The organism is Streptomyces sp. Tu6071, assembly GCF_000213055.1.
Taxonomy (GTDB): domain Bacteria; phylum Actinomycetota; class Actinomycetes; order Streptomycetales; family Streptomycetaceae; genus Streptomyces; species Streptomyces evansiae.
In genome coordinates, this window is the sequence record NZ_CM001165.1 from 4,106,954 (window position 1) to 4,130,223 (window position 23,270).

General features: G+C 73.8%; 17 protein-coding genes and 1 pseudogene. 13 read left to right on the plus strand and 5 right to left on the minus strand.

Annotation, left to right across the window (positions count from 1 at the left end):
- Positions 1-163: 163 nt before the first annotated feature.
- Positions 164-1,144: a helix-turn-helix domain-containing protein gene (locus tag STTU_RS17065; RefSeq protein ID WP_007825081.1), complete on the minus strand. Its 981-nt coding sequence runs from the start codon at positions 1,142-1,144 to the stop codon at positions 164-166.
- A 545-nt stretch (positions 1,145-1,689) separates the two neighbouring features.
- Here STTU_RS17065 and STTU_RS17070 point away from each other — a divergent pair.
- Positions 1,690-2,013 carry a (2Fe-2S)-binding protein gene (locus STTU_RS17070; protein WP_009067095.1) on the plus strand — a complete coding sequence of 108 codons (324 nt, stop codon included), beginning with the start codon at positions 1,690-1,692 and terminating at the stop codon, positions 2,011-2,013.
- 142 nt (positions 2,014-2,155) lie between these two features.
- On the opposite strand, the gene STTU_RS17075 is transcribed toward STTU_RS17070, so the two are convergent.
- Positions 2,156-2,560 (minus strand): pyridoxamine 5'-phosphate oxidase family protein, encoded by a 405-nt coding sequence (locus STTU_RS17075; protein WP_007825082.1) that lies wholly within the window; start codon positions 2,558-2,560, stop codon positions 2,156-2,158.
- Positions 2,561-2,933: 373 nt separating this feature from the next.
- Here STTU_RS17075 and clpB point away from each other — a divergent pair, with 373 nt between their 5' ends.
- Both clpB and STTU_RS17085 read left to right on the plus strand, forming a co-directional pair.
- On the plus strand, positions 2,934-5,561 hold the full coding sequence (clpB, locus tag STTU_RS17080; RefSeq protein WP_043255485.1) for an ATP-dependent chaperone ClpB: 2,628 nt from the start codon (positions 2,934-2,936) through the stop codon (positions 5,559-5,561).
- Positions 5,562-5,811: 250 nt separating this feature from the next.
- Positions 5,812-6,345: a YbjN domain-containing protein gene (locus STTU_RS17085; protein ID WP_043255487.1), complete on the plus strand. Its 534-nt coding sequence runs from the start codon at positions 5,812-5,814 to the stop codon at positions 6,343-6,345.
- A gap of 37 nt (positions 6,346-6,382) precedes the next feature.
- Here the strand turns inward: STTU_RS17085 and STTU_RS17090 are convergent, their stop codons facing one another.
- The 3 genes and pseudogenes from STTU_RS17090 to STTU_RS17105 all read right to left on the minus strand — a co-directional run.
- Complete coding sequence (locus tag STTU_RS17090) at positions 6,383-7,723, minus strand: hypothetical protein (RefSeq protein ID WP_234019252.1); 1,341 nt, start codon at positions 7,721-7,723, stop codon at positions 6,383-6,385.
- A gap of 90 nt (positions 7,724-7,813) precedes the next feature.
- Positions 7,814-9,001, minus strand: coding sequence for a pyridoxal phosphate-dependent aminotransferase (locus STTU_RS17095; protein ID WP_007825090.1), 1,188 nt, complete (start codon positions 8,999-9,001; stop codon positions 7,814-7,816).
- A gap of 1,691 nt (positions 9,002-10,692) precedes the next feature.
- Positions 10,693-11,199, minus strand: a pseudogene (locus STTU_RS17105) (DUF2617 family protein); the annotation flags it as partial.
- A 459-nt stretch (positions 11,200-11,658) separates the two neighbouring features.
- Here STTU_RS17105 and STTU_RS17110 point away from each other — a divergent pair.
- The 10 genes from STTU_RS17110 (at position 11,659) to STTU_RS17155 (ending at position 23,143) form a co-directional block, all read left to right on the plus strand.
- Positions 11,659-13,347 (plus strand): polyamine aminopropyltransferase, encoded by a 1,689-nt coding sequence (locus tag STTU_RS17110; RefSeq protein ID WP_007825097.1) that lies wholly within the window; start codon positions 11,659-11,661, stop codon positions 13,345-13,347.
- A 103-nt stretch (positions 13,348-13,450) separates the two neighbouring features.
- Positions 13,451-14,956 carry a hypothetical protein gene (locus tag STTU_RS17115; protein WP_007825098.1) on the plus strand — a complete coding sequence of 502 codons (1,506 nt, stop codon included), beginning with the start codon at positions 13,451-13,453 and terminating at the stop codon, positions 14,954-14,956.
- Between the two features lie 84 nt (positions 14,957-15,040).
- Entirely contained in the window at positions 15,041-15,853 is an 813-nt protein-coding gene (locus STTU_RS17120; RefSeq protein ID WP_007825099.1) for an aldose 1-epimerase, read from the plus strand.
- A 70-nt stretch (positions 15,854-15,923) separates the two neighbouring features.
- Positions 15,924-16,577: a GPP34 family phosphoprotein gene (locus tag STTU_RS17125; RefSeq protein ID WP_007825101.1), complete on the plus strand. Its 654-nt coding sequence runs from the start codon at positions 15,924-15,926 to the stop codon at positions 16,575-16,577.
- A 35-nt stretch (positions 16,578-16,612) separates the two neighbouring features.
- Positions 16,613-17,158: an orotate phosphoribosyltransferase gene (pyrE, locus tag STTU_RS17130; protein WP_007825103.1), complete on the plus strand. Its 546-nt coding sequence runs from the start codon at positions 16,613-16,615 to the stop codon at positions 17,156-17,158.
- 305 nt (positions 17,159-17,463) lie between these two features.
- The gene (gene fbaA, locus STTU_RS17135; RefSeq protein WP_007825104.1) at positions 17,464-18,489 is read left to right on the plus strand and encodes a class II fructose-bisphosphate aldolase; all 1,026 of its coding nucleotides are present in this window, start codon (positions 17,464-17,466) and stop codon (positions 18,487-18,489) included.
- A gap of 342 nt (positions 18,490-18,831) precedes the next feature.
- The gene (locus tag STTU_RS17140; RefSeq protein ID WP_010277532.1) at positions 18,832-19,245 is read left to right on the plus strand and encodes a DUF3151 domain-containing protein; all 414 of its coding nucleotides are present in this window, start codon (positions 18,832-18,834) and stop codon (positions 19,243-19,245) included.
- A 230-nt stretch (positions 19,246-19,475) separates the two neighbouring features.
- Positions 19,476-20,399: a tryptophan 2,3-dioxygenase gene (locus tag STTU_RS17145; protein ID WP_007825106.1), complete on the plus strand. Its 924-nt coding sequence runs from the start codon at positions 19,476-19,478 to the stop codon at positions 20,397-20,399.
- Entirely contained in the window at positions 20,392-21,645 is a 1,254-nt protein-coding gene (gene kynU, locus STTU_RS17150) for a kynureninase (RefSeq protein ID WP_043255493.1), read from the plus strand. Before STTU_RS17145 ends, kynU begins: the two co-directional genes overlap by 8 nt.
- A gap of 622 nt (positions 21,646-22,267) precedes the next feature.
- Entirely contained in the window at positions 22,268-23,143 is an 876-nt protein-coding gene (locus STTU_RS17155; protein ID WP_007825111.1) for an alpha/beta hydrolase family protein, read from the plus strand.
- The last annotated feature ends 127 nt before the right edge of the window (positions 23,144-23,270 follow it).

Below are 23,270 nucleotides of genomic sequence, written 5' to 3' on the forward strand. Positions count from 1 at the left end.
TGCGCGTCGCGTGCGCCGGGCACGGCCCGTACCGCTGTGGCGCCTCGCGTGGGCCGGGCTTGGCCCATACCGCTGAGCGCCCCGCGTGGGCCGGCTCGGCCCGTACCGCCGTGCGCCCCGCATGATCCGGGCGCGGCCCGTACCGCTTCCTCGCCCCCCGCCCTCAGCTCCCCGGTGTGTCCAGCAGGCCGGACTGGGCGATCAGGTAGCCGAGTTGGGCGCGGCTGCCGCTGCCCAGGGTGGTGGCGAGTTTGGCGATGTGGGCGCGGCAGGTGCGGACGTTCATGCCGAGGCGGCGCGCTATGGCCTCGTCGACGTGGCCCTCGACGAGCAGGCGGGCGATGGAGAGCTGGGTGCTCGTGATGCCGCTCGGCACGGGTGCCGGGGTCGCCTCGGACCAGGGGCGCGCGAGGCTCCAGAACTGGTCGAAGACGCCCGCGAGGTAGCCGACGAGGCCCGGGTGCTCGATCTTGAGGGCGATCTTGCGGTCGTCGCTGATGGGGATGAACGCCGCGCGCCGGTCCACGATGATGAGCCGCTCGGGGAGCTGCTCCATCGTGCGGAACTCGATGCCCTCCGGCATCGTCCTCTCCACGTAGGCAAGTGTGGAGGGATGGTGACGAGCCGTGTGGTGGTACAGGGTCCGCATCCGGACGCTGGTGCCGAAGAACGGTTCCACGCGCCGCAGCGCGTCCTCCAGGAGGTAGGGGGCGCGTCCGCTGCCCGGCTGGAGCGTGAGCAGCTCCTCCTGGCACTCCATGACGGTCTGGTCGAGCGTGGAGTTGATGCGGTCGAGCCCGTCGAGCACGGTGACGGCCTGACTGGCCGGATCGTGCCCGCTCAGAGCCATGAAGGGCTCCAGGGTCTCGGTGAGCGCGACGGCCGCCTTGCGGTTGTGCAGGATGCGGTTCTCCAGCGGCTGGAGCAGCCTGCCGAGGGCCGTCGACGGCTGGACGGGGAGCAGGGTCGCGGGCTCCGCCGGGTCGGGGGCCAGCAGTCCCAGGTCGAGAACGCAAGGGGCGTCGGCGAGTTCCTCGCGTTTCAGGCGTCCGGAGCGCAGCGCGGCGGCGTACAGCTCACGACCGGTGACGCAGAGCGGCTCCTGGGGATGGGAATGAGACTTTTCGAGGGGCCTCCTCCGCATATGTCCCCCCCTCAGGCTCATGTAATACAGGAACATGATGCATGGGTTTCCTAGTGAAAGCGCCCTGCCTGGGCCATCGTTGCAGGGCGGGGGTCGTTCACATACCAATCACAGAGGTGGGAGCCCAGCATGTCCATGAAGCTTCGTACGCTCTGCGTTTCCGCGATGGCGGCTCTCGCCATTGGCGCGGTGGCTCTCGGTGAGCCGTCGTGGGGAAGCCAGCCGTCGGGGTCCGTGAGTGCCTCCGCCCACCCGGGGGAGCCCTCTTGGGGCGTGGTCCCGGCCTCTGTGCAGGGTGAGCCCTCCTGGGGTGTCGCTCCCGCTGGTGAGCCTTCTTGGGGTGTTGTCCCGGTCGGTGAGCCGTCGTGGGGGGTCGCCCCCGCCGGTGAGCCTTCCTGGGGTGTGGTTCCCGCGACCGCCACGAAGGGTGAGCCCTCCTGGGGTGTCGTCCCGGTGGGTGAGCCGTCCTGGGGCGTCGCTCCCGCCAATGAGCCGAACCAGTCGGATGCCGCCGAGGGCGAGCCCTCCTGGGGCACGGTCCAGGCATGACGACCCCGCCCGACGACCACACCTTCCGGCGTGAGATGGCCACCGCCTATCGCTCCGGCTGGCATTTCATCGATCTCGTCACGGCGATCCCCCACGACGGCGACTCGCTGATGGTCACGCTCTTCGGCGAACCCATCGTCGTCGTGCGGGACGGGGCCGAGGACGTACGGGCGTACCGCTGTCTCCGCCGGCCCCGTGGTGCCCCGCAGCCCGTACGGTGCGCCGTGCGTTACGGAATGCTTTTCGTCAACCTCGACCAGCGCGACCACCAGCAGGTCGCCGACTGGTCGGACTCCTACGTCACCCCCCGCAGTGCCTGAGCGATTCCCCCGTTGAAACAGATCGCCAGGCGCTTCCCCCAGCAGCGGCGCCGCCGAGGTCCTGAAACCCCGGCGGCGCCGCTGCCATGTGTGCGTACGGGCACCCGGTCCCCCTCGGAGCGCCGGGTCGGGTGAGAGGTGCTCAGGCGTTGCCCAGCAGGCGCGTGAGGGTGATCTCGATGACGGACCGCGCGGGGTTGGGCCTCGGGACGCGTCCGTAGCGCTCGGTGTAGCGCCGTACCGCCTCCTCGATCTCCTCCTCGCCGGTGAGCAGCCGTGCGCGGCCCTCCAGCGTGGCCCAGCGGCGGCCCTCGAACTGGCAGACGGCGACGGGCGTGCCCGCGGGCCCGGCGGCGAGGACGTTGCGCGCCTTGCGGCTCGTGCGGCTGGTGATGACGCGGGCGAGCCCCGCGGGGTGGTCGAGCGTGACGCCGACCGGGGCGACGTGCGGGGTGTCGTCGGGGCGGAGCGTGGTGAGCGTGCAGACGTGGCGCTCGCGCCAGAAGTCCAGGTAGGAGGCGGGCGGAGCGGTGAGCGGGACGGGCATGGGGGGAGAGTAGCGGCGTGGGGGCGCGGGGCGCCGGGAGGGGGGAGCCGCGGGGCGGGCTGGTGCCGGTGCGGTCCTGTACGCGCCGTACGCGGGCCGGGCGGTGTCCCCGCGTCACGCGTCCCCGCTCCTCCGCCGCCCCGCGTCCCCGCGATCCGTGCACGTACCGCCCGGCACCTCCTCCACCCCGCACGCCGGTCGAACGTCAGCGCGAGATCCTGGGGATTCCCTCGAAAGAGTGCTCGAAGATTGCTCGCTCCACTTCCTTGAGTGGAATAGACTCAACTTCATCGAGGCTGTAGGAGTCATCGAGAAGTCGTCGCGGTCGCGGGGAGCGGCCGGATCGGTCGTCGTGGCAAGGAGGACATGCGCAGTGGACGTGGAACTGACGAACAGGAGCCGGGAGGCGATCCAGGCGGCCGGGGAGCGGGCCGTGGCCGGGGGGCACCCTGATCTGACGCCCGCCCACCTGCTGCTCGCCCTCCTCGCGGGCCAGGACAACGAGAACGTGACGGACCTGCTGGCCGCCGTCGGCGCGGACCAGTCGGCGGTACGGGCCGGGGCGGAGCGCCTGCTCGGCGCGCTGCCCAGCGTCTCGGGCTCCACGGTCGCGCCGCCGCAGCCCGACCGTGAGACGCTCGCCGTGGTGCAGGACGCGGGGAGTCGCGCGAGGGAACTCGGTGACGAGTACCTGTCGACGGAGCACCTGCTCCTCGGCATCGCCGCCAGGGGCGGACAGGCGGGCGAGGTGCTGGCGGGGCAGGGCGCCAGTGCGCGGAAGCTTCAGGAAGCGTTTCAGAAGTCCAGGGGAGGACGCCGGGTGACCACTCCCGATCCCGAGGGGCAGTACAAGGCCCTGGAGAAGTTCGGCACCGATTTCACCGAGGCGGCCCGCGAGGGCCGGCTCGACCCCGTGATCGGCAGGGACCAGGAGATCCGCCGGGTCGTCCAGGTCCTCTCGCGCCGCACGAAGAACAACCCGGTGCTCATCGGCGAGCCCGGCGTCGGCAAGACCGCCGTCGTCGAGGGCCTCGCCCAGCGCATCGTCAAGGGCGACGTGCCCGAGTCCCTCAAGGACAAGCGCCTCGTCTCGCTCGACCTCGGCGCGATGCTCGCGGGCGCCAAGTACCGGGGCGAGTTCGAGGAGCGCCTCAAGACGGTGCTCAACGAGATCAAGGAGAGTGACGGGCAGGTCATCACCTTCATCGACGAGCTGCACACCGTCGTCGGGGCGGGCGCGGGCGGCGACTCCGCGATGGACGCGGGGAACATGCTCAAGCCGATGCTCGCGCGCGGCGAGCTGCGCATGGTCGGCGCGACGACGCTCGACGAGTACCGCGAGCGGATCGAGAAGGACCCGGCCCTGGAGCGCCGCTTCCAGCAGGTCCTGGTCGCCGAGCCCACCGTCGAGGACACGGTGGCGATCCTGCGCGGCCTCAAGGGCCGGTACGAGGCCCACCACAAGGTCCAGATCAACGACAGCGCCCTCGTCGCCGCCGCGACCCTCTCGGACCGGTACATCACCTCGCGCTTCCTGCCGGACAAGGCGATCGACCTCGTCGACGAGGCCGCGTCCCGGCTCCGCATGGAGATCGACTCCTCGCCCGTCGAGATCGACGAGCTGCAGCGCGCCGTGGACCGGCTCCGCATGGAGGAGCTGGCGCTGCGCAACGAGACCGACCCCGCCTCCGTGCAGCGCCTGGAGAAGCTCCACAAGGACCTCGCCGACCGCGAGGAGGAGCTGCGCGGGCTCACGGCGCGCTGGGAGAAGGAGAAGCGCTCCCTCAACCGGGTCGGCGAGCTGAAGGAGAAGCTCGACGAACTGCGCGGGCAGGCCGAGCGCGCCCAGCGCGACGGCGACTTCGACACCGCCTCGCAGCTGCTCTACGGCGAGATCCCCGCCCTGGAGCGGGATCTGGAGGAGGCGAGCCGCGCCGAGGAGGAGGCCGCCAGGGACACGATGGTCAAGGAGGAGGTCGGCCCCGACGACATCGCGGACGTCGTCGGCTCCTGGACGGGCATCCCGGCGGGCAGACTCCTGGAGGGCGAGACGCGCAAGCTGCTGCGCATGGAGGACGAGCTGGGACGACGGCTCATCGGGCAGAAGCAGGCCGTCGCCGCCGTCTCGGACGCGGTGCGCAGGACGCGCGCCGGGATCGCCGACCCCGACCGGCCCACGGGCTCGTTCCTCTTCCTCGGCCCCACCGGGGTCGGCAAGACGGAGCTGGCCAAGGCGCTCGCCGACTTCCTCTTCGACGACGAGCGGGCCATGGTCCGCATCGACATGAGCGAGTACGGCGAGAAGCACTCCGTCGCGCGGCTCGTCGGCGCCCCGCCCGGATACGTCGGCTACGAGGAGGGCGGCCAGCTCACCGAGGCGGTGCGCCGCCGCCCGTACAGCGTCGTCCTGCTCGACGAGGTCGAGAAGGCGCACCCGGAGGTCTTCGACGTCCTCCTCCAGGTGCTCGACGACGGCCGCCTCACCGACGGCCAGGGCCGCACCGTCGACTTCCGCAACACGATCCTCGTGCTCACCTCGAACCTCGGCAGCCAGTTCCTCGTGGACCCGCTGACCCCCGAGGAGCAGAAGCGGGAGCAGGTGCTCGAAGTCGTCCGGGCCTCCTTCAAGCCGGAGTTCCTCAACCGGCTCGACGACGTCGTCGTCTTCTCCGCGCTCGACGCCGACGAGCTGGCGCACATCGCGCGGCTCCAGGTGGACCGGCTCGCGAAGCGGCTCGCCGAGCGCCGGCTCAGCCTCGACGTCACCCCCGACGCGCTCGCCTGGCTCGCCTCCGAGGGCAACGACCCGGCGTACGGGGCGCGCCCGTTGCGGCGCCTCATCCAGACCGCGATCGGCGACCGGCTCGCCCGTGCGATCCTCGCGGGCGAGATCGAGGACGGCGACACGGTCCGCGTCGAGCGCTTCGGCGACGAACTCCTCGTCGGGCCGGTGGCCGAGGTGGCGACACGGGAGCAGGAGGGTCCGGCGAAAACGCTCTGACCTGCGCGGGAAAGCGCAGCCGTGGTCCCCGGTGGTTAGCCGGGGGCCGGGCGGGCACCCGGGCGGGGGCCGCCTTCCCGGCCGGGCGGCCCGGTCCCGTACCGGCGCCGCGCCCGTCCACGGCCCCCGCCCCGACCGTCAGGAACCCGCCACCCCGCCCCTGCCCCGCCCCGCCCGGGGGGCAAGGGCTTGCCAGCCCCCACCGCACATGGGGGAGGATGGCCCCCATCCGTACGAAGGGAAATACACGGTGAGCATCGACCCGTCCTCCATTCCGAACTTCGGGGGCAACCAGCCAGAGCCCCAAGGACCGGCGGGCCCCGTCGTCCCCGACCAGGATTTGGTGAAGCAGCTCCTCGAACAGATGGAGCTGAAGTACGTCGTGGACGACGAGGGCGACCTCGCCGCCCCGTGGGAGGAATTCCGCACGTACTTCATGTTCCGCGGCGAGAACGAGCAGCAGGTCTTCTCGGTGCGGACGTTCTACGACCGCGAGCACCGCATCGAGGACAAGCCCCAGCTCCTCGAAGCCATCGACGACTGGAACCGCCGCACCCTGTGGCCGAAGGTCTACACGCACACCCACGACGACGGCTCGGTCCGCCTCATCGGCGAGGCGCAGATGCTCATCGGTACGGGCGTGAGCCTGGAGCACTTCGTCTCCTCGACCGTCAGCTGGGTGCGCGCCGCGATCGAGTTCGACCGCTGGCTCGTCGAACAGCTCGGCCTGGAGCAGGACATCGCCGAGGGCGGCGAGGAGAAGCCGGGCGACGACGAGAGCTGAGCGGTCCCGGGGCCGCGAGCCCCCGAGGGGCCTGCCGTCACAGCGCCGTCGGCGCCGCCGAGACGAGATAGGCCCCGTACAGCAGGGCAGGCCCGGCCAGGGAGGCGAGGAGGATTAGCGCGCGCCCCGGCCGGGCCGTCAGCGCCGCCGCGAGGCGGTCCGCGAGCGGGATGAGCAGCGGGAAGGCCGGCAGCAGGAAGCGCGGCTTGCAGGTCAGATAGGCGGACCCGCCGACCGCGATGAGGACCAGCACCCCCGTGTACACGAGCAGCGCCCCGGGCAGCGGGCGCCGCTCCTCGGTGAGCAGCGCGGCGTAGAGCAGCAGCGCCCCCGAGACGAGCAGGACGGCGACGATTCGCTCGGGACGGTTCACGCCGATCTCGATGTGGTCGGTGTAGCGCAGCATCGCGAGCCCGAAGTCGAAGGTGGAGCCCCAGTCGCGCTGTACGGCGAAGTACCCGCCGAACACGTCGCCCCGCTCCCACCCCACGTACAGCACGTAGCCGAACCAGCCGAGCGGTGAGAGCGCCATGCCCGCGAGGACGCGGGGCGCGGGGACGGCGCGGGTCGTCCAGGCGAGCCACAGCCCGGCGAGGATGACGGCGGCGGCGAGGGCGGCGCCGTTCGGGCGCGCGAGCCCGGCCAGCGCGGCGCACGTGCCCGCCCACACCCACCGCCCGTCGAGCAGCGCCCACAGCCCCCAGGCCGCGCAGGCGACGAGCAGCGACTCGCTGTACGGCACGGAGAGCACGACCGCGTGCGGCAGCAGCGCCCAGAGCAGCACGAGCAGTGTCGCGGTCCGGTGGTCGCGCAGCCGCTCGACGACCGCGTGGATGCCCCAGGCGGCGAGCAGCGCGGAGCCCCAGGAGACGACGAGCGCGAGGACGGGCACGGAGAAGGGGACGACGAGGCGCAGCGTGCGGACGAGTCCCGGGTAGAGCGGGAAGAAGGCGATGTCGCGGTAGTGCAGGCCCGGCTGTCTGCCGTGCCGGGCGAAGCCGTAGCCGTAGGTGGCGATGTGCTCGTACCACTGCGCGTCCCAGGGCCGCAGCAGCCGCTCGTACGGGGAGTCGCCGAACAGCAGGCAGCCGAGCACGACGAGAAGCGTCCCCGCGAGCCGGATCGCGAGGAACCCGACGAGCGCGGGCGCGGCACGGCGCAGCGAGGGGGGCAGCGCGGGGCCGGCCGCGAGGAGCGGGGAGCGGCCGGACTGCGGCGGGACGACCGGGCCGCCCCGTCGGGCCGGGGCCGGGCGGACGGACGCCCCCCGGCCCCGGCGCGGGCCCGGCCCCCCGGTCGGGTCCCCGCCGTCACCCGGGCCTCTGCCCCCGCCCTTCGGTTCCGTCCGTCCGCCGCCGGGCTCCAGGAGTTCGCTCACATCGAGCACTGTGCAGGGGGCGGGCGACCGACCGGCCCTGACAAGCCGTTTTCACCGCCCACGCCGCCCGATCGGGTGGCGCAGTGCGGTTCACTGCGCGAGTCGCTTGAGCCGGTCCACCGCCTCGCGGAGGACGTCCTCGCGCTTGCAGAAGGCGAAGCGGACGAGGGGGCGGCCCGCGTCCGGGTCGTCGTAGAAGACGGCGTTGGGTACGGCGACGACACCGCAGCGCTCGGGGAGCGCGAGGCAGAACTTCGTGCCGTCGTCGCCGAGCCCGAGCGGGGTGATGTCGGTCGTCACGAAGTACGTCCCCTGCGGGCGGTGCACCGCGAACCCGGCCTCGGCGAGCCCGTCGCAGAGCAGGTCGCGCTTGCGGCGCAGGTCCTCGCGGAAGTCGTCGAAGTACGCGTCCGGAAGACGCAGCGCCTCGGCGACCGCGTACTGGAAGGGACCCGCGCTGACGAAGGTCAGGTACTGCTTCACGGTGCGCACGGCCGAGACGAGCGCGGCGGAGCCGGTCACCCAGCCCACCTTCCAGCCCGTCAGGGAGAAGGTCTTGCCGCTCGACGAGATGGAGACCGTGCGCTCGCGCATGCCGGGGAAGGTGGCGAGGGGGAGGTGTTCGCCCTCGTAGACGAGGTGTTCGTAGACCTCGTCGGTGACGACGAGGAGGTCGTGGGCGACGGCGAGGCGGGCGATCTCGGTGGCCTCCTCGCGGGTGAGGACCATGCCGGTGGGGTTGTGCGGGGAGTTGAGGAGGAGCAGACGGGTGCGGGGGGTGATGAGGGCGGCGAGGCGATCGAGGTCGGGGCGGAAGCCGGGGGCGCGCAGGGTGAGGGGGACACGGTGGCCGCCCGCGAGCGCGATCCCGGCCGCGTACGAGTCGTAGTACGGCTCGAAGGCGATGACCTCGTCGCCCGGCTCGACGAGGGCGAGGAGCGTCGCGGCGATCGCCTCGGTCGCGCCCGCCGTGACGAGCACCTCGGTGTCGGGGTCCAGCGTGATGCCGTGGAAGCGGTGCTGGTGGGCGGCGACCGCCTCACGCAGTTCGGGAATGCCGGGGCCCGGCGGGTACTGGTTGCCGCGCCCTTCGCGGATCGCGCGGACCGCCGCCTCGCGGACCTCCTCGGGACCGTCCGTGTCGGGGAAGCCCTGGCCCAGGTTGATCGCTCCCGTGCGGGCGGCGAGGGCGGACATCTCGGCGAAGACCGTCGTGCCGAAGGCGGCGAGACGCGGGGCGAGCAGGGGGCGGCCGGAGGGCGGGGGCTTGGGGGTCATGGCGTCATCCTGCGCCGAAGCTCTGGTCTTGCTCAAGCGTGCTTTGAGCGGCGAGCCCACCGGGCAATCCCGCTGCAACGAAGCAACGGGGGCCGCCCGGGGGGCGGCGGAAGAGGCAACAAGGGGGGCAGGACATGGCGGTGATGATCGCGGTTCTCTGCATCTTCGGGCTCGTGGTGGTGGCGCTCGTCGTGCGGATCGTGACGGCGGTACGGGGCACGGTCTCCGGGGGCCGGGCGCGGTCCTCCTCCCGGGGGTACGCGCGCCGCTCGCGGTCGTCCTCCGGGGGCGACTCGGGGAGTTGGTGGGTGGGCGGGGACTCCGGCTCGTCCGACTCGGGAGGGGGACACCACTCCGGGGGTCACTCCTGCGGCGGACACTCCTGCGGCGGGGGGTCCTCCTGCGGGGGTGGCTCTTCCTGCGGAGGCGGCGGGGGCGACTGACCGGACGGGGGGCGACTGGGCGGACAGGAACGACTGGGCGGGCACGGGGCCGGACGGTCGGCCGCGGCTCGGCAGGGGACACGTCGTCCCGCGGGGCATGCCTCGCGCGGGGGCGGCGGAGACGACGGAGAAGGGGGATGCGGGATGAAGGTGTTCGTGGGGGTGGCCGTCGTGGTGGCGGTTGTGGCGGTGGTGCTCCTCTTGGTGGCCACGGCCAGCAGGGCCCGTCACAGGGGGCCGGTCAGGAAGCGGGGTGCGGCGGGCCCGCGTGGTGCGGGGGGAGGGTCCCACGACCACGGCACCGCCTCGGGCATCGTGCTGGCGCAGGACCCGGGCCAGAGCTGGTGGGCCGACGGCGGCTCCTCCTCGGGTGGGTCGGGTCATCACCACGGAGGACACGGCCACCACGACTCGGGAGGGAGCACGTCCTCCTGTGGGGGCAATTCCTCGTGCGGAGGCGGCGGTTCGTCCTGCGGCGGGAGCTCGTCCTCCTGCGGCGGGGGTGGTTCTTCCTGCGGGGGTGGCTCCTCCTGCGGGGGCGGCGGAGGCAACTGACACGGGGCAGTCTGATCCGCCCGCGGCCCGGGGCCCCACGAGGAGACTCGTGGGGCCCCGGGCTTGTGCGCGCGTTGTGCGCGCGGGCTTGTGCGCGTCGCGGCTGGGCGCTCCCTCACGGGGCGTACGACGCGGGAGGGATGGGGGTCGGTGGGGGGAGCCACGCGGGAGGGACGGGGGTCCGCCGGGGGAGCCAGCCACGCAGGGGCGCGGTCCGGACCCAGCGGGGGACGGGGTGGGGACGCGGTGGGCGTGGCTCCGGACCGTACCGCCCGTGGTCCCGCGGGCGGACCGCACTGCCGGAGACCGGGGGTGCGGACCGTACGGCCGCCGTGCAGCGGGAGACGGACCGTACCGCCGTGGTCCGGGAGGCGGACCCACCGCCGCCGTACACCGGGAGGGGGGCCGTTCCGCCGTGGTCCGAGCGGCGGACCGTACCGGCGTGGCCTCGGAAGCCCACCGGGCCGCCGGAGGTCAGGAGGCGGAGGAGGCCACCTGGTCCGTTCCGCCGACGATGCCCTTCGGCACCACCGAGAGACCGCGTCCGCGCGTCGCGCGCGTCTTGTCGGGGCGGCCGGGCGCGCCGACCCCGGCCGGGACGTGGCTGCCGAGGCCCGTCGTGCCCGGGGCGAGCGGCACACCCGCGAGGCGCTTCCCGCGCCGCGCGCGGCCCCGGCGCGTGCCGCTGAGCGCGGCGGGGCGCGGGGCGAGGCGGGTGCGGGTGACGACGAGCTGGCCGTCCTCGGGGTAGGCGTGCCACGTGCGCCACTGCGTCTCGCCGTCGCGGCGCTGCACGAGCATCGCGGTGAACGCGTCGGGGCTGCCGGGGAAGACGCCCGCGAGGCCGTGCGGGTGCTCGGCGACGAGCGCGAGGAGTTCCTGCGCGCGCCCCGCGAACGCGCCGGGCGGCAGCTCCTCGACGCGCGCGGCGAAGTGGTAGTCGAAGCCGTCGAACTCCTCGACGACTCCCACCGGGAGCGGCGCGCCGCCGCCCGGCAGGCAGGCGACGGTCTCCGAGCACTCTCCGTGCTCGTCCTCCAGGAGGACCTGGTGGGAGGCACCGAGCAGCCGCAACTGCACCGTCGCCTCCTCCAGCCTCAGATCGAGAGCCGAGAGACAGGGGAGGGGTTCGCGGCCGAGCGCCCACGCGAGATCGCTCGCGCGGGTGTCGGTGTAGGTGGTCTTCAGGGTCGTGAGCATGGTTCGGCTCCACAGGCGCGCAAGGACGAGGAGGGGCGGGCTGTCTCCCACGGGACGGCGGCGGGGTGACCGGCGGGTCGGGACCCGGGTTCCGTGGTACGGGCCGGGGTGCGGGAGTAGCCGGCTCGTGCCCACCGGGGCCGTGCCCGTGAGCTGTGTGGGACGGGAACGACGGCGGAGGGGCGGCGACGTTTTAGAGGGAATCATGAACTCTCGTGCCCTGACCGCCTTTTCGCCCAACTCCGGGTGGTTTCCATCCCCCAGAGGGCCGGTCAGTTCACATGTTCAACCAGCCAGGAGCTTGCGCCGGGCGGGGTTCGGGCTGCGGGACGGGGCGAAGCGGGGCGCGGTGCCGGTCGCGGGGGGTGCGGGGCTTGTCCAGTGCTTCCCCGTTCCCGGCGAGAAAACCACTCGTGTGGGTGACAAGGAGTGCTCCATCTGTCACGTAGCGTGGCTGGTGTGTCCGAGCCGCGTTCCGTCGTCCCACCCGCTCAGCCACCGCCCCGGCCGGGGGCGGAGGGCTCGGGCGACGTGCTCGTGGACGAACGCGGACCCCGCGGAGAGGCTGCCGGGCGGGACACCGGGCAAGAGGCCGGGCAGGACGCCGCGCCCGAACTGCTCCCGCTCTCGCTGCCGGTGCGGCCCGGCGTCGGCCGCTTCCTCGTGCTGCTCGCCGTCTTCGTCTGCGCGGCCTGCGGACTCGTCTACGAACTCGAACTCGTCGCCCTCGCCTCGTACCTGCTCGGCGACTCGGTCACGCAGGCGTCCCTCGTCCTCTCCGTCATGGTCTTCGCGATGGGCATCGGCTCGCTCCTCGCGAAACGGCTGTGCACACGCGCCGCGGCGGCCTTCGGCGCGATCGAGGCGGGGCTCGCGCTCGTCGGCGGGTGCAGCGCCCTCGCGCTCTACGGGGCCTTCGCCTGGTCGGGGCGCTTCCCGGGCGCGTGGGCGAGCGGTTCGAGCGGGCTGCTCATCGGCTTCACCTTCGCCATCGGGGTGCTGATCGGCGGTGAGGTGCCGCTGCTCATGGTGCTCATCCAGCGCATCAGGCGGCAGGAGGCGGGGGGCGCGGTCGCCGACCTCTTCGCCGCCGACTACGTGGGGGCGCTCGTCGGCGGGCTCGCCTTCCCCTTCCTCCTGCTTCCCTTCCTCGGCCAGCTCACCGGCGCGCTGCTCACCGGCGCGATCAACGCCTGCGCGGGCGCGGCGCTCGTCCTCGGCCTCTTCCACCGCGACCTGAGCCGCCGCGCCCGCTGGACCCTCCTGGTGCTCAACGCCTTCGTCCTCGGCCTCCTCGCGATGGCCGCGACCCACGTCGGCGACTTCGAACGCGCCGCGCGCCGCGCCGTCTTCGGCGACGACGTACGCGTCGCGTTCCACAGCGATGTGCAGGACATCGTCCTGGCGGGCCGGTCCGGGGAGCCGCTGACGCTCTACCTCGGTGACGGACCGCGCGTCAGCTCGGCCGACGAGGGCGTCTACCACCAGGCGCTCGTCCGCCCCGCCCTGGCCGGCCCGCACGCGCGCGTGCTCGTCCTCGGCGGGGGCGACGGGCTCGCGGTGCGGGAGGTGCTGCGCGTTCCCGGGGTGCGCGTCGTGGACGTCGTGGAGGTGGACCGCGAGCTGCTGCGCCTCGCCCGCAGGGACCCCCGCCTCGGCGGCCTCAACCGGCACGCGCTCGACGACCCGCGCGTGCACGCCGTCTCCGACGACGCCTTCACGTGGCTGCGCGCCAACCGGCGGCGCTTCGACGCCGTCGTCGCCGACCTGCCCGACCCGCGCCAGACGGCGGCCACGAAGCTCTATTCGCAGGAGTTCTACGGGCTCCTGAAGCGGGCCCTCGCCCCCGGTGCCCGCTCCGTCGTGCACGTCGGCTCGCCGGGACGCGACGCGCGCGACTACTGGCGCGCCGAGCGCACCCTGCGCGCCGCCGGACTGCGCACGGCGCCGTACGCGGCGAAGAAGGGACGCGCGGAGTGGGGGTTCCTGCTCGCGGCCTCCGGCGAGCGACCACCGCTCGCGGTGCCCGCGCGGCCGGGGGGCGGGTTCGGCGCGCGGGAGTTGCTGGCCGGTGCGCGGCGGGTGGCGGGGACGCGGGTGCGGGGGCTGGAGCCGTCGACGCTCGTGTCGCCCCGGTACGGGCTGTGAGGGGTCCGGGGTGCGCGGTGACGGGGTGCCCGCGGGTGGGTCCGGCGAGGCGTTCGGGACGAGGAGGGTACGGAAGGGGCGGGCGTGGGTAGGCTCGCCCGCCATGGAGCATGAGGTCTTCGTCCCGGTTCCCCCCACCGCGCTGCGGCGCGCGCTCGGCGACCCCACCCGGGTCCCGGACTGCGTGCCGGGGCTGCGCGCGGAGCCCGGACCCGAGCCCCGCACGGCACCCGGCGGTGACGGCATCGCGGTGCACGGCCGCCTGCGGCTGCGCGCCGGAAGCCACACGATCACGTACCGGGGCGGGCTGCGTCTGACCGCCCGCCCCGACGACAGCTGGGCGCTGCACGTCGCGGCGACCGAGGCGCGCGGCGAGGGCTCGGTACGGGCACGGCTGAGCCTGACGCTCGCGGAGGCCGAGGGCGGCACGCGGGTGCGGTTCGCCGGAAGCGGCGAGGTCGCGGGCCGACTGCTCGACGAGGCCGGCCCGCAGGCCGCCGAATCCGCCCTGCACCGCCTGCTCAACCGCTTCGCCGCCAACGTGGGGCGCGCGGGCGATGCGCTGGTGGGGGAGGAAGCCGGGGAGACGGGTGCCGGGGGGCCGGGCGCGACGGGCCCCGGCGTGGCGGAGCCGGGTGTGAAGGCGGCCGGGGCGGGGACCGGTACGGGAGCCGCCGCGGAAACCGGTGCGGAGACCGGTGGGGAAGCGCGCGCGGAGGCGGGTAGGGAAGCCGGTACGGAGGAAGACTCGGGTACGGCGTTCGGGGAGGACGCGATGACGGACGGGACGGACAGGACGAGCGGGGCGGGCGAACAGCCGGAGGGAGAGGGGACGGAGGGCGAGGCGGCGGCGAAGCGCCCGGAGGGCCCGGGGGAAGCGGTCGGGACCGAGGGGACGGGGGACGCGGAGAACGCAGGGGCGGCGGAGGCCGTGGACGACACGGAGCCGAAGGACAACGCGGAGCCGAAGGGCAACGCGGAGCCGAAGGGCAACGCGGAGCCGAAGGATGCCGCCGAGCCGGTGGACCCCGCCGATGCCACAGGGGACGCCGACGCCGCTCACGTCGCGAGGGACGAGGCCGACGCCGCAGGGGACGCCGACGCCGCTCACGTCGCGAGGGACGAGGCCGACGCCGACGCCGCTCACCCCGCGAAGGACGAGGCCGACGACGCCGGGGACACCCCCGCGCCCACAGACGCTTCCGGGCCCGGGGACACCCCCGAGCCCAGTGACACCCCCGAGCCCCAGGGCGCCCCCGAGCCCGGCGACGCCCCCGAGCCCGGCGAGGACGATCTCCTCGGCATCGTGCCGGACACCCCCGCCTCCGTCTTCGACACCGAGATCCCGCCGTCCTCGCTGGGCCGCGACGAGGGACCGCTCGGCCCGGAGGAGGGGGAACCACCGGCCGAGGCCGCCCATGCCCGCCGGACGATGATCGGCCGCAGCGCGGAGGAGGTCGACCACGCTCCGCCCCGCGGCCGGTACGCGCCCGAAGCGGTCGGTGGCGCGGGTTCCGCCGCGAACACGTTGCGCTGGGCCGCCCCCGTGGCGGCGCTCGTCGTGGCCTCGGCGGTGGTGGCGGGCCGCGCGCTGCGCCGCAGGCACTGACGGCCGAGGCGCGGGGCACGGGCGCGGGAGCCGTGAGCGCGGGTGATCTCCTCGGCGCCCCGCGCCCCGCGTAAGGTCACCCCCGTGACCACCGCACCTGAGACGACGCTGACCACCCGCACTTCCTCCCTCACCGTGCGCCCGGACCTCGGCGCCCGGCTCAGTTCGCTGAGGGTGGGGGAGTACGAACTGCTGCGGCCCGGCGATCACTACGGCTCGTTCCCGATGGCCCCGTTCTGCGGGCGCACCCGCGACGGCCGCTTCACCAACGGCGGGACGATCCACCAGCTCCCGCTCAACGACGACCCCAACGCCATCCACGGCACCGCGCGCGACCACCAGTGGGCGACTGCGCCGGCCCCGGAGAGCGAGGACGGACGGGCCACGGCCGCGTTTACGTACGACCTGGCCGAGCCGTGGCCGTACACCGGGCGGGTCACGCAGCTGATGGAGCTGGGCGAGGACGCCCTCACGCTGCGCATGGGGATCGAGACCTACGGGGACTCGTTCCCCGGGCAGGTCGGCTGGCACCCGTGGTTCCGGCGGAACCTCGGGAAGGGCGGCGAGGACGTGCGGATCACGTTCCAGCCGGGCTGGCAGGAGGAGCGCGGCGCGGACCACCTGCCGACGGGCCGCCGCATCGACCCGCTGCCGGGCCCGTGGGACGACTGCTTCGGGATGCCGGACGGAGTGACGGTTCTGCTCACGTGGCCGGGCGAGCTGGAGCTGACCGTGACCAGCGCGGAGAAGTGGGTCGTGGTCTACGACGAGCAGGCCGACTGGGTCTGCGTGGAGCCCCAGACCGGGCCTCCGAACGGGCTCAACTCGCAGCCGCGTCTCATCACCCCGATCGAGCCGCTGGAGGCGTCGACGACGTGGAGCTGGCGACTGCTGTGATCCGAGGCGGGGAGGCGGCTGTCGCGGGGTACCCGGAGGGGGCCGGGTACCCGAAGGAAGGCACAGACCCATGGAACTGACGCTGCCCCAGCGGATCTACCTCCTCTCCGCCTACGACCCCGACAAGGCCGATTTCACCGCCACCGGGCTCCAGTTCCGGGGCCAGCGCCTGCGCGCCGCCGCCTTCGCCGTGCTCGTGACGGACGGTCTCGTGCGCACCGACGGCAAGAAGGCGTGGCGCCTCGCGGAGAAGGCGCCCCGGGACACGTTCCTGCACGGGGTGTGGGACGAGCTTCCCGCTGACAAGGCGCAGGGCTGGCTCCGGCTCGTCCACAACAAGGCCCACACGGCCGAGACCCCGGTGCGCGAGCAGCTTCGCGAGGCCGGGTACGTGGAGGAGCCGCACGGGCACCGCCTCAATCCGCTCGCCAAGCACAAGGGCGCGCCCAGCGACACCGGGGGACTGCTCGCGCTGCGCGAGCGGACGCGCGGCCCGGTGCTCGCGGACGCGCTGCCGGAGCAGGTCCCGGACGAGGACGTGACGCTCGCGGTGCTGTGCGCCGAGGGCGGCACGGGGGCGCTCTTCACCGGCAAGGAGCAGAAGGCCCACAAGGAGACGCTGAAGCGCTTCGGTGCCCACTTCGACGCCCGCGTCCCCGGACTGCGCGCGGCACTGCTCACCTCGATCCTCTCGGCCCGGTCCGTGGGCGGCGGGTGGAGCTGAGCGGGGCCCCGCGCCGCCCCTCTAAGCTCGTGCCCATGACTGACGCACGTTCCGAGCTGCTCCAGCAGATCAAGGACAAGGCCGTGGTGCACGGCAAGGTGACGCTCTCCTCGGGCATCGAGGCCGACTACTACGTCGATCTGCGCCGGATCACGCTCGACGGCGCCGCCGCGCCGCTCGTCGGCGAGGTCATGCTCGACCTCGTCGACAACCTCGACTTCGAGGCGGTCGGCGGGCTCACCCTCGGCGCCGACCCGGTCGCCGACGCGATGCTGCACGCCGCGCACGCGCGCGGGAAGCGCGTGGACGCCTTCGTGGTGCGCAAGACCGCGAAGACGCACGGGATGCAGCGCCGTATCGAGGGCCCGGACATCACGGGGCGCCGCGTGCTCGTCGTCGAGGACACCTCCACGACCGGCGGTTCGCCGCTCACCGCCGTGGAGGCAGTGCGCGAGGCCGGAGGGCACGTCGTCGCCGTCGCCACGATCGTGGACCGCGACACCGGCGCGGGCGAGAAGATCGCGGGCGAGGCGGGCGTCCCGTACCTCTACGCCTACGCGCTCAACGAGCTGGGCCTCTGACGAGCGGTTCTTCCCCCGGCGTGCCCGGCGGAGCTTCGGCCTCCGCTGAGCAGGCCGCCCCTCTGACGAGCGAGCTCTTCGCGAGCCCCACGGGCCCCTGACCTCCTCCGCTCGCCAAAAGGCGATGTTTCACGTGAAACACCGGTCCCGTCCTGTTTCACGTGAAACATCGCCTTCGTCGTCTCACGCCACCGCTCCTCGCTGGGAGCAAATCGGTACGTCTGGAAAGATGGACCCGGCCGACACCGGCGTCGCCCCCAGGTCAGGGTCACTGCACACACCCGCACATCACAAGGAGCGGACACATGCCCATCGCAACCCCCGAGGTCTACAACGAGATGCTCGACCGGGCGAAGGCAGGCAAGTTCGCCTACCCGGCCATCAACGTGACCTCCACGCAGACCCTGCACGCGGCGCTGCGCGGCTTCGCCGAGGCCGAGAGCGACGGCATCATCCAGATCTCCACCGGGGGTGCGGAGTTCCTGGGCGGTCAGTACAGCAAGGACATGGTCACCGGCGCGGTCGGTCTCGCGGAGTTCGCGCACGTCGTCGCCGAGAAGTACCCGGTCACCGTGGCCCTGCACACCGACCACTGTCCCAAGGACAAGCTCGACGGCTACGTCCGCCCGCTGCTCGCGGTCTCCGCCGAGCGCGTCAAGGCCGGTCAGAACCCGCTCTTCCAGTCGCACATGTGGGACGGCTCCGCCGAGACCCTGGACGACAACCTGGCCATCGGGCAGGAGCTGCTCGCGCTGGCGAAGGCCGCGAAGATCATCCTTGAGGTCGAGATCACCCCGACCGGTGGCGAGGAGGACGGCGTCTCGCACGAGATCAACGACAACCTCTACACCACCGTCGACGACGCGATCCGCACCGTCGAGGCGCTCGGTCTCGGCGAGAAGGGCCGCTACCTGCTCGCCGCCTCCTTCGGCAACGTGCACGGCGTCTACAAGCCGGGCAACGTCGTCCTCCGCCCCGAGCTGCTCAAGGACCTGAGCGAGGGCGTCGCCGCCAAGTACGGCAAGCAGCAGCCCTTCGACTTCGTCTTCCACGGCGGTTCCGGCTCCACCAAGGAGGAGATCGAGACCGCGCTGGAGAACGGCGTCGTCAAGATGAACCTCGACACGGACACGCAGTACGCCTTCACGCGCCCCGTCGCGGACCACATGTTCCGCAACTACGACGGTGTGCTGAAGGTCGACGGCGAGGTCGGCGACAAGAAGACGTACGACCCCCGCACCTGGGGCAAGCTCGCCGAGGCCGGTATGGCCGAGCGCGTCACCGAGGCGGCCCGCACGCTGCGCTCGGCGGGTCACAGCCTCAGCGCCTGACCCGGCGGACGACGCGGGCCCCGGCCCGTACGCATCGGGCCCCCGGCCCGTACGGCTTCGGTCGTGCGGGCCGGGGGCCCGTTCGCGTGGGTACGGGGCGGGGCGGCGTACGTACGGGCGGGGCCCCCGTGCGTCCGGGGCGGGGCCCGCTCGGGTACGCACGGGGTGGGCCTGCTCGGGTACGCACGGGGCGGGCCCGCTCGGGTACGTACGGGGTGGGCCTTCTCGCGTACGTACGGGGTGGGCCTTCCCGCCTACGTCCGGGGCGGGCCCGCTCGCGGACGTCGTGCGGGGCCGCCCGAACGGGCCGGGCCGCTCCAGCCGTCAGGCAGACTGGAAACCATGGCCATTCACCAGAACCTGCTCGGGGACGTGCCCCCGACCCACCTGCCCGAGGAGCCGGAGCCGCGCGAGCTGCTCGCCTCCGGGACCCCCGCCACCGAGGTCGCCGCGAAGTTCCCGGCCTCCTCGCTCCCCTGGGCCCTGCTCGCGGACGAGTCCTTCGAAGCGGGCGACCCCGTGGCCTCGTACGCCTACGCCCGTACCGGCTACCACCGCGGCCTCGACGCGCTGCGCCGCAACGGCTGGAAGGGCCACGGCCCGGTGCCGTGGGAGCACGAGCCGAACCGCGGCTTCCTGCGCGCCCTGCACGCCCTCGCCCGCGCCGCCCAGGCGATCGGCGAGACGGAGGAGTACGAGCGCTGCTCCGACTTCCTGCGCGACTCCTCGCCCACCGCGGCGCAGACCCTCGGCTGACCTTCCGGCCGCTTTTCCTCCGGTACGGGCCCTCCCGCCTTGCCGTCCCCCGCCCCGGGGACGGAGGATGCGGGTGGGCCCGTCCGCGTACCGGACACGCGTGCCGGAGAACCGGATCACGGGCCCGAGGGGACCGGAGCCCTCCGCCGGGACGCCGTACGACGACGGCGGGCGCGCAGCGCGGGCGGGGGCGGACCGCTACCCGGCAGCCGTCTCCACCGGAGAGATCGATGTCGTACGACCCCTTGAATACCCCGAACCACCCGGACGCCGCGCACCCCGCGAGCGCCGGCACCGCGCCTCACCCGGGCACCCCGGACACCCCGAATCCCCCGGACAGCGCTCCCGAAGCCCCCCACCTCGACTTCGCGGGCAGCACCCCGTACGAGGACTACGTGCACGCCGACGTGCTCACGCACCTCCAGGAGCTGCGCTCCGAGGACCCCGGCGAGATGGTCTTCCTCGTGACGACGCAGGTCATGGAGTTGTGGTTCACCGTCCTCGTGCACGAGTGGGAGACCGCCGCGCGGGCGCTGCGCGAGGACGAGCTGCCGCGCGCGCTCGACGCGCTGCGCCGCTCGCGCCGCGAGCTGGATGCCCTCAACGCCTCCTGGCTCCCGCTCGCGGGGCTCACCCCCGCCCAGTTCAACAGCTACCGGGGCGCCCTCGGCGAGGGCTCGGGCTTCCAGTCGGCGATGTACCGGCGCCTGGAGTTCCTGCTCGGCGAGAAGTCCGCGGCGATGCTCGTGCCGCACAAGGGCACGGCGCGGGCGCACGCCGAGCTGGAGAAGGCGCTCCACGAGCCCGGTCTCTACGACGAGGCGCTGCGCTTCCTCGCCCGGCGCGGCCACCCCGTGCCGCCCTCCGTGCTCGACCGCGACCTGAGCCGCCGCTACGAGCCGTCCGAGCAGGTCGAGGCGGTGTGGGCGGAGATCTACCGGGGCGATCAGCGCGGCGAGGAGGTACGGCTCGGCGAGGCGCTCACGGACGTGGGCGAGCTGGTGTGGCGATGGCGCAACGACCACCTCACGGCGACGCGCCGCGCGATGGGCTCCAAGCAGGGAACTGGCGGCTCGGCGGGCGTCGCCTGGCTGGAGAAACGCGCCACGAAGAGCGTTTTCCCCGAGCTGTGGACGGCGCGCGGCCGTGTCTGAGCGCCACGCCGCGGACACGTCCGCACGACCCGCCTCCGGGAACGACACCGCCGCCGCGCTCCGTGCCACCGCCCACCGGCTCGACGCCGAGGACCCGCTGCGGCCGGTGCGGGAGCGGTTCACGCTCCCCGAGGACGTCGTCTACCTCGACGGGAACTCGCTCGGCGCCCTGCCGAAGGCGGTCCCCGACCGCCTCGCCCGCGTCATCGCGCACGAGTGGGGCGCGCTCGGCATCCGCTCGTGGACGGAGAGCGGCTGGTGGGAGGCGCCGGAGCGGGTCGGCGAGCTGATCGCGCCGCTCGTCGGCGCGGGGCCCGGACAGGTCGTCGTCGGCGACTCGACGAGCGTCAACCTCTTCAAGGCGCTCGTCGCGGCCGTCCGGCTCGCGGGCGAGGGTCGCGACGAGGTCCTCGTCGACTCCTCGTCCTTCCCGACGGACGGCTACATCGCCGAGGCGGCGGTACGGCTGACGGGCCACCGCCTCGTCCCCGTCCTGCCCGCCGAGGTGCCCGGCCGGCTCGGTCCCCGTACCGCCGCCGTGCTCCTCAACCACGTCGACTACCGCACCGGGCGCCTGCACGACCTGCCCGGACTCACCGCCGCCGTGCACGAGGCGGGCGCGTACGCCGTCTGGGACCTGTGCCACAGCGCGGGCGCGCTGCCCGTGCGGCTCGACGCGCACGGCGTCGACCTCGCGGTCGGCTGCACGTACAAATACCTCAACGGCGGGCCGGGCTCCCCGGCCTTCCTGTACGTGCGCGCCGCCCACCAGGCCGCCTTCGACTCGCCGCTCCCCGGCTGGAACTCGCACGCGGAACCCTTCGGGATGCGGCCCGCCTACACGCGCGCGCAGGGCGCGACAGCCGGGCGGGTCGGGACCCCCGACATCCTGTCGCTGCTCGCCCTGGAGGCCGCGCTCGGTGTCTGGGAGGGCGTGGATCTCGCAGCCGTACGGGCCAAGTCGCTGGCGCTCACGGACTTCTTCCTGGAGTGCGTCGACCGGTACGTACCGGCCGGGAGCCTGGAGTCCGTCACCCCGGCCGCGCACGAGGAACGCGGCAGCCAGCTCGCGCTGCGCACCCCGCGCGCCGCCGCGCTCATGCCCCGGCTCATCGCGCGCGGCGTCGTCGGCGACTTCCGGCCGCCGGACATCCTCCGCTTCGGCTTCACGCCGCTGTACGTGGGATACGCGGACGCGGAACGCGCGGCGCGGGTCCTGGCGGAGGAGCTGGGCGCGGGGGAGTGAGCCGGGGGGACTGAGCCCGTGGCGGAGGTACGTCGCGCGGCGGGGCGGGCTTGGCGGGGTTCCCGTGACGGGGGCGGACCTTGGCGGGGTTCCGGGGCGGGGGCCGGACTCTGGCGGGGGCTCCGTGGCGTGGGCCGGACCCGCCGGGGTTCCGTGGCACGGGCGACCCCCGGCGGGGTGATCCGTGGCGTGGGCTGACCCTTGGCGAGGTGATTCCGTCGTGTGGGTCTGTTCCTCGCCGGAGGGATTTCCACGTCCTGGACCAGTCCCCGCCGGGGGCTCTCCGGGGCGCGCCCCGTATCCCCTCCGCCGATTCCCCCCTTTCGGGTGGATTGCCGCAAGCCTGAGGTTTGCCCCGCTCTCCTCAGGTCAAACGGTCTCGTGCCGTTCCCGCCCGTGCACGGTGCGTGCGCGAGGCCGCCGTGCGCGGCGGGAACGACACCAGGGCGAACGCCCGGCCCGGGGCGATCACCTCAGGCCCGTATCCGCGCACGTCACCCGCCTGATAGCGTCCCGGCCGGTCGGAGGAGGCCGCCCGTGGGCCCCCGGAGGACCTGCGGGGGTGCGCGTGAGGCGACCCGTGGGCCGAGGACCGTAGACCGCGAACGCTGAGAGGTCGCACATGCCGGACGACGCCGTTGCCCGCGAGGCCGCCGAGGCCGACTCGCTCTTCGCGCATCCCCCGGTGCCGCCCGAGGCCACGCTTCGCTACGGCGAGCACCCCGACCAGCTCGTCGACTTCTACGCCTCGCGCGGCCCCGAGCACCCCGGCGGCCACCCCCTCGTCCTCGTCCTGCACGGCGGCGCCTGGCGGGCCACGTACGACAGGGCGCACCTGACGCCGTTCGCCGGGCTGCTCGCGCGGCGCGGCTTCGCGGTCGCGCTCGCCGAGTACCGCAGGGGCGCGGGGCTGCCCGGGCAGGGCGCGAAGGCCCGTCCCGGGCGCTGGCCGGAGACCTTCGACGACATCGCGACGGTGCTCGACACGCTGCCCGGACTCGCCCGCAAGGCGCTCCCGCGGGCGGACCCCGCGCGCACGGTGCTGTGCGGGCACTCCTCGGGCGGGCACCTCGCGCTGTGGGCCGCGGCACGCCACGTCCTCCCGGCCGACGCGCCGTGGCGCCGCGCCGAACCCCCCGCGCTGCGCGGCGTCGTGGCGCTCGCGCCGCTCGCCGACTTGGCGCTCGCGCGCGAGCGGGGTGTGTGCGAGGGCGCCGTCGAGCCCTTCCTCGGCGGCCCGGCGACGTTCGGGGAACGCCTGCCGTACGCCGATCCGGCCCGTCTGCTGCCGACCGGCATCGCGACGACACTCGTGCAGGGGCGCGACGACACCGAAGTCCCCTCCGCCGTCGCCGAGTCCTTCGCCGACGCGGCCTCGGCGGCGGGCGAACCCGCGGGCGTGACGTTGCTCGAAGGCATCGGGCACTACGCGCTCGTCGACCCGGCGGCCGACGCCTCGGCGGTCGTCGCGGAGGAGATCGCCCAACTCGCTTGGTAAGAGGCGAGGGTGGGGCGGGGGTGAGGCGCGTACGGTACGGGGCGGGTCGCTCGTACGGGTCCGCCTCCGGGCGGAGGCACGCGCCGCACGGGTCCGCTCCGGTCGGACTCACGCGCCGTACGGGTCC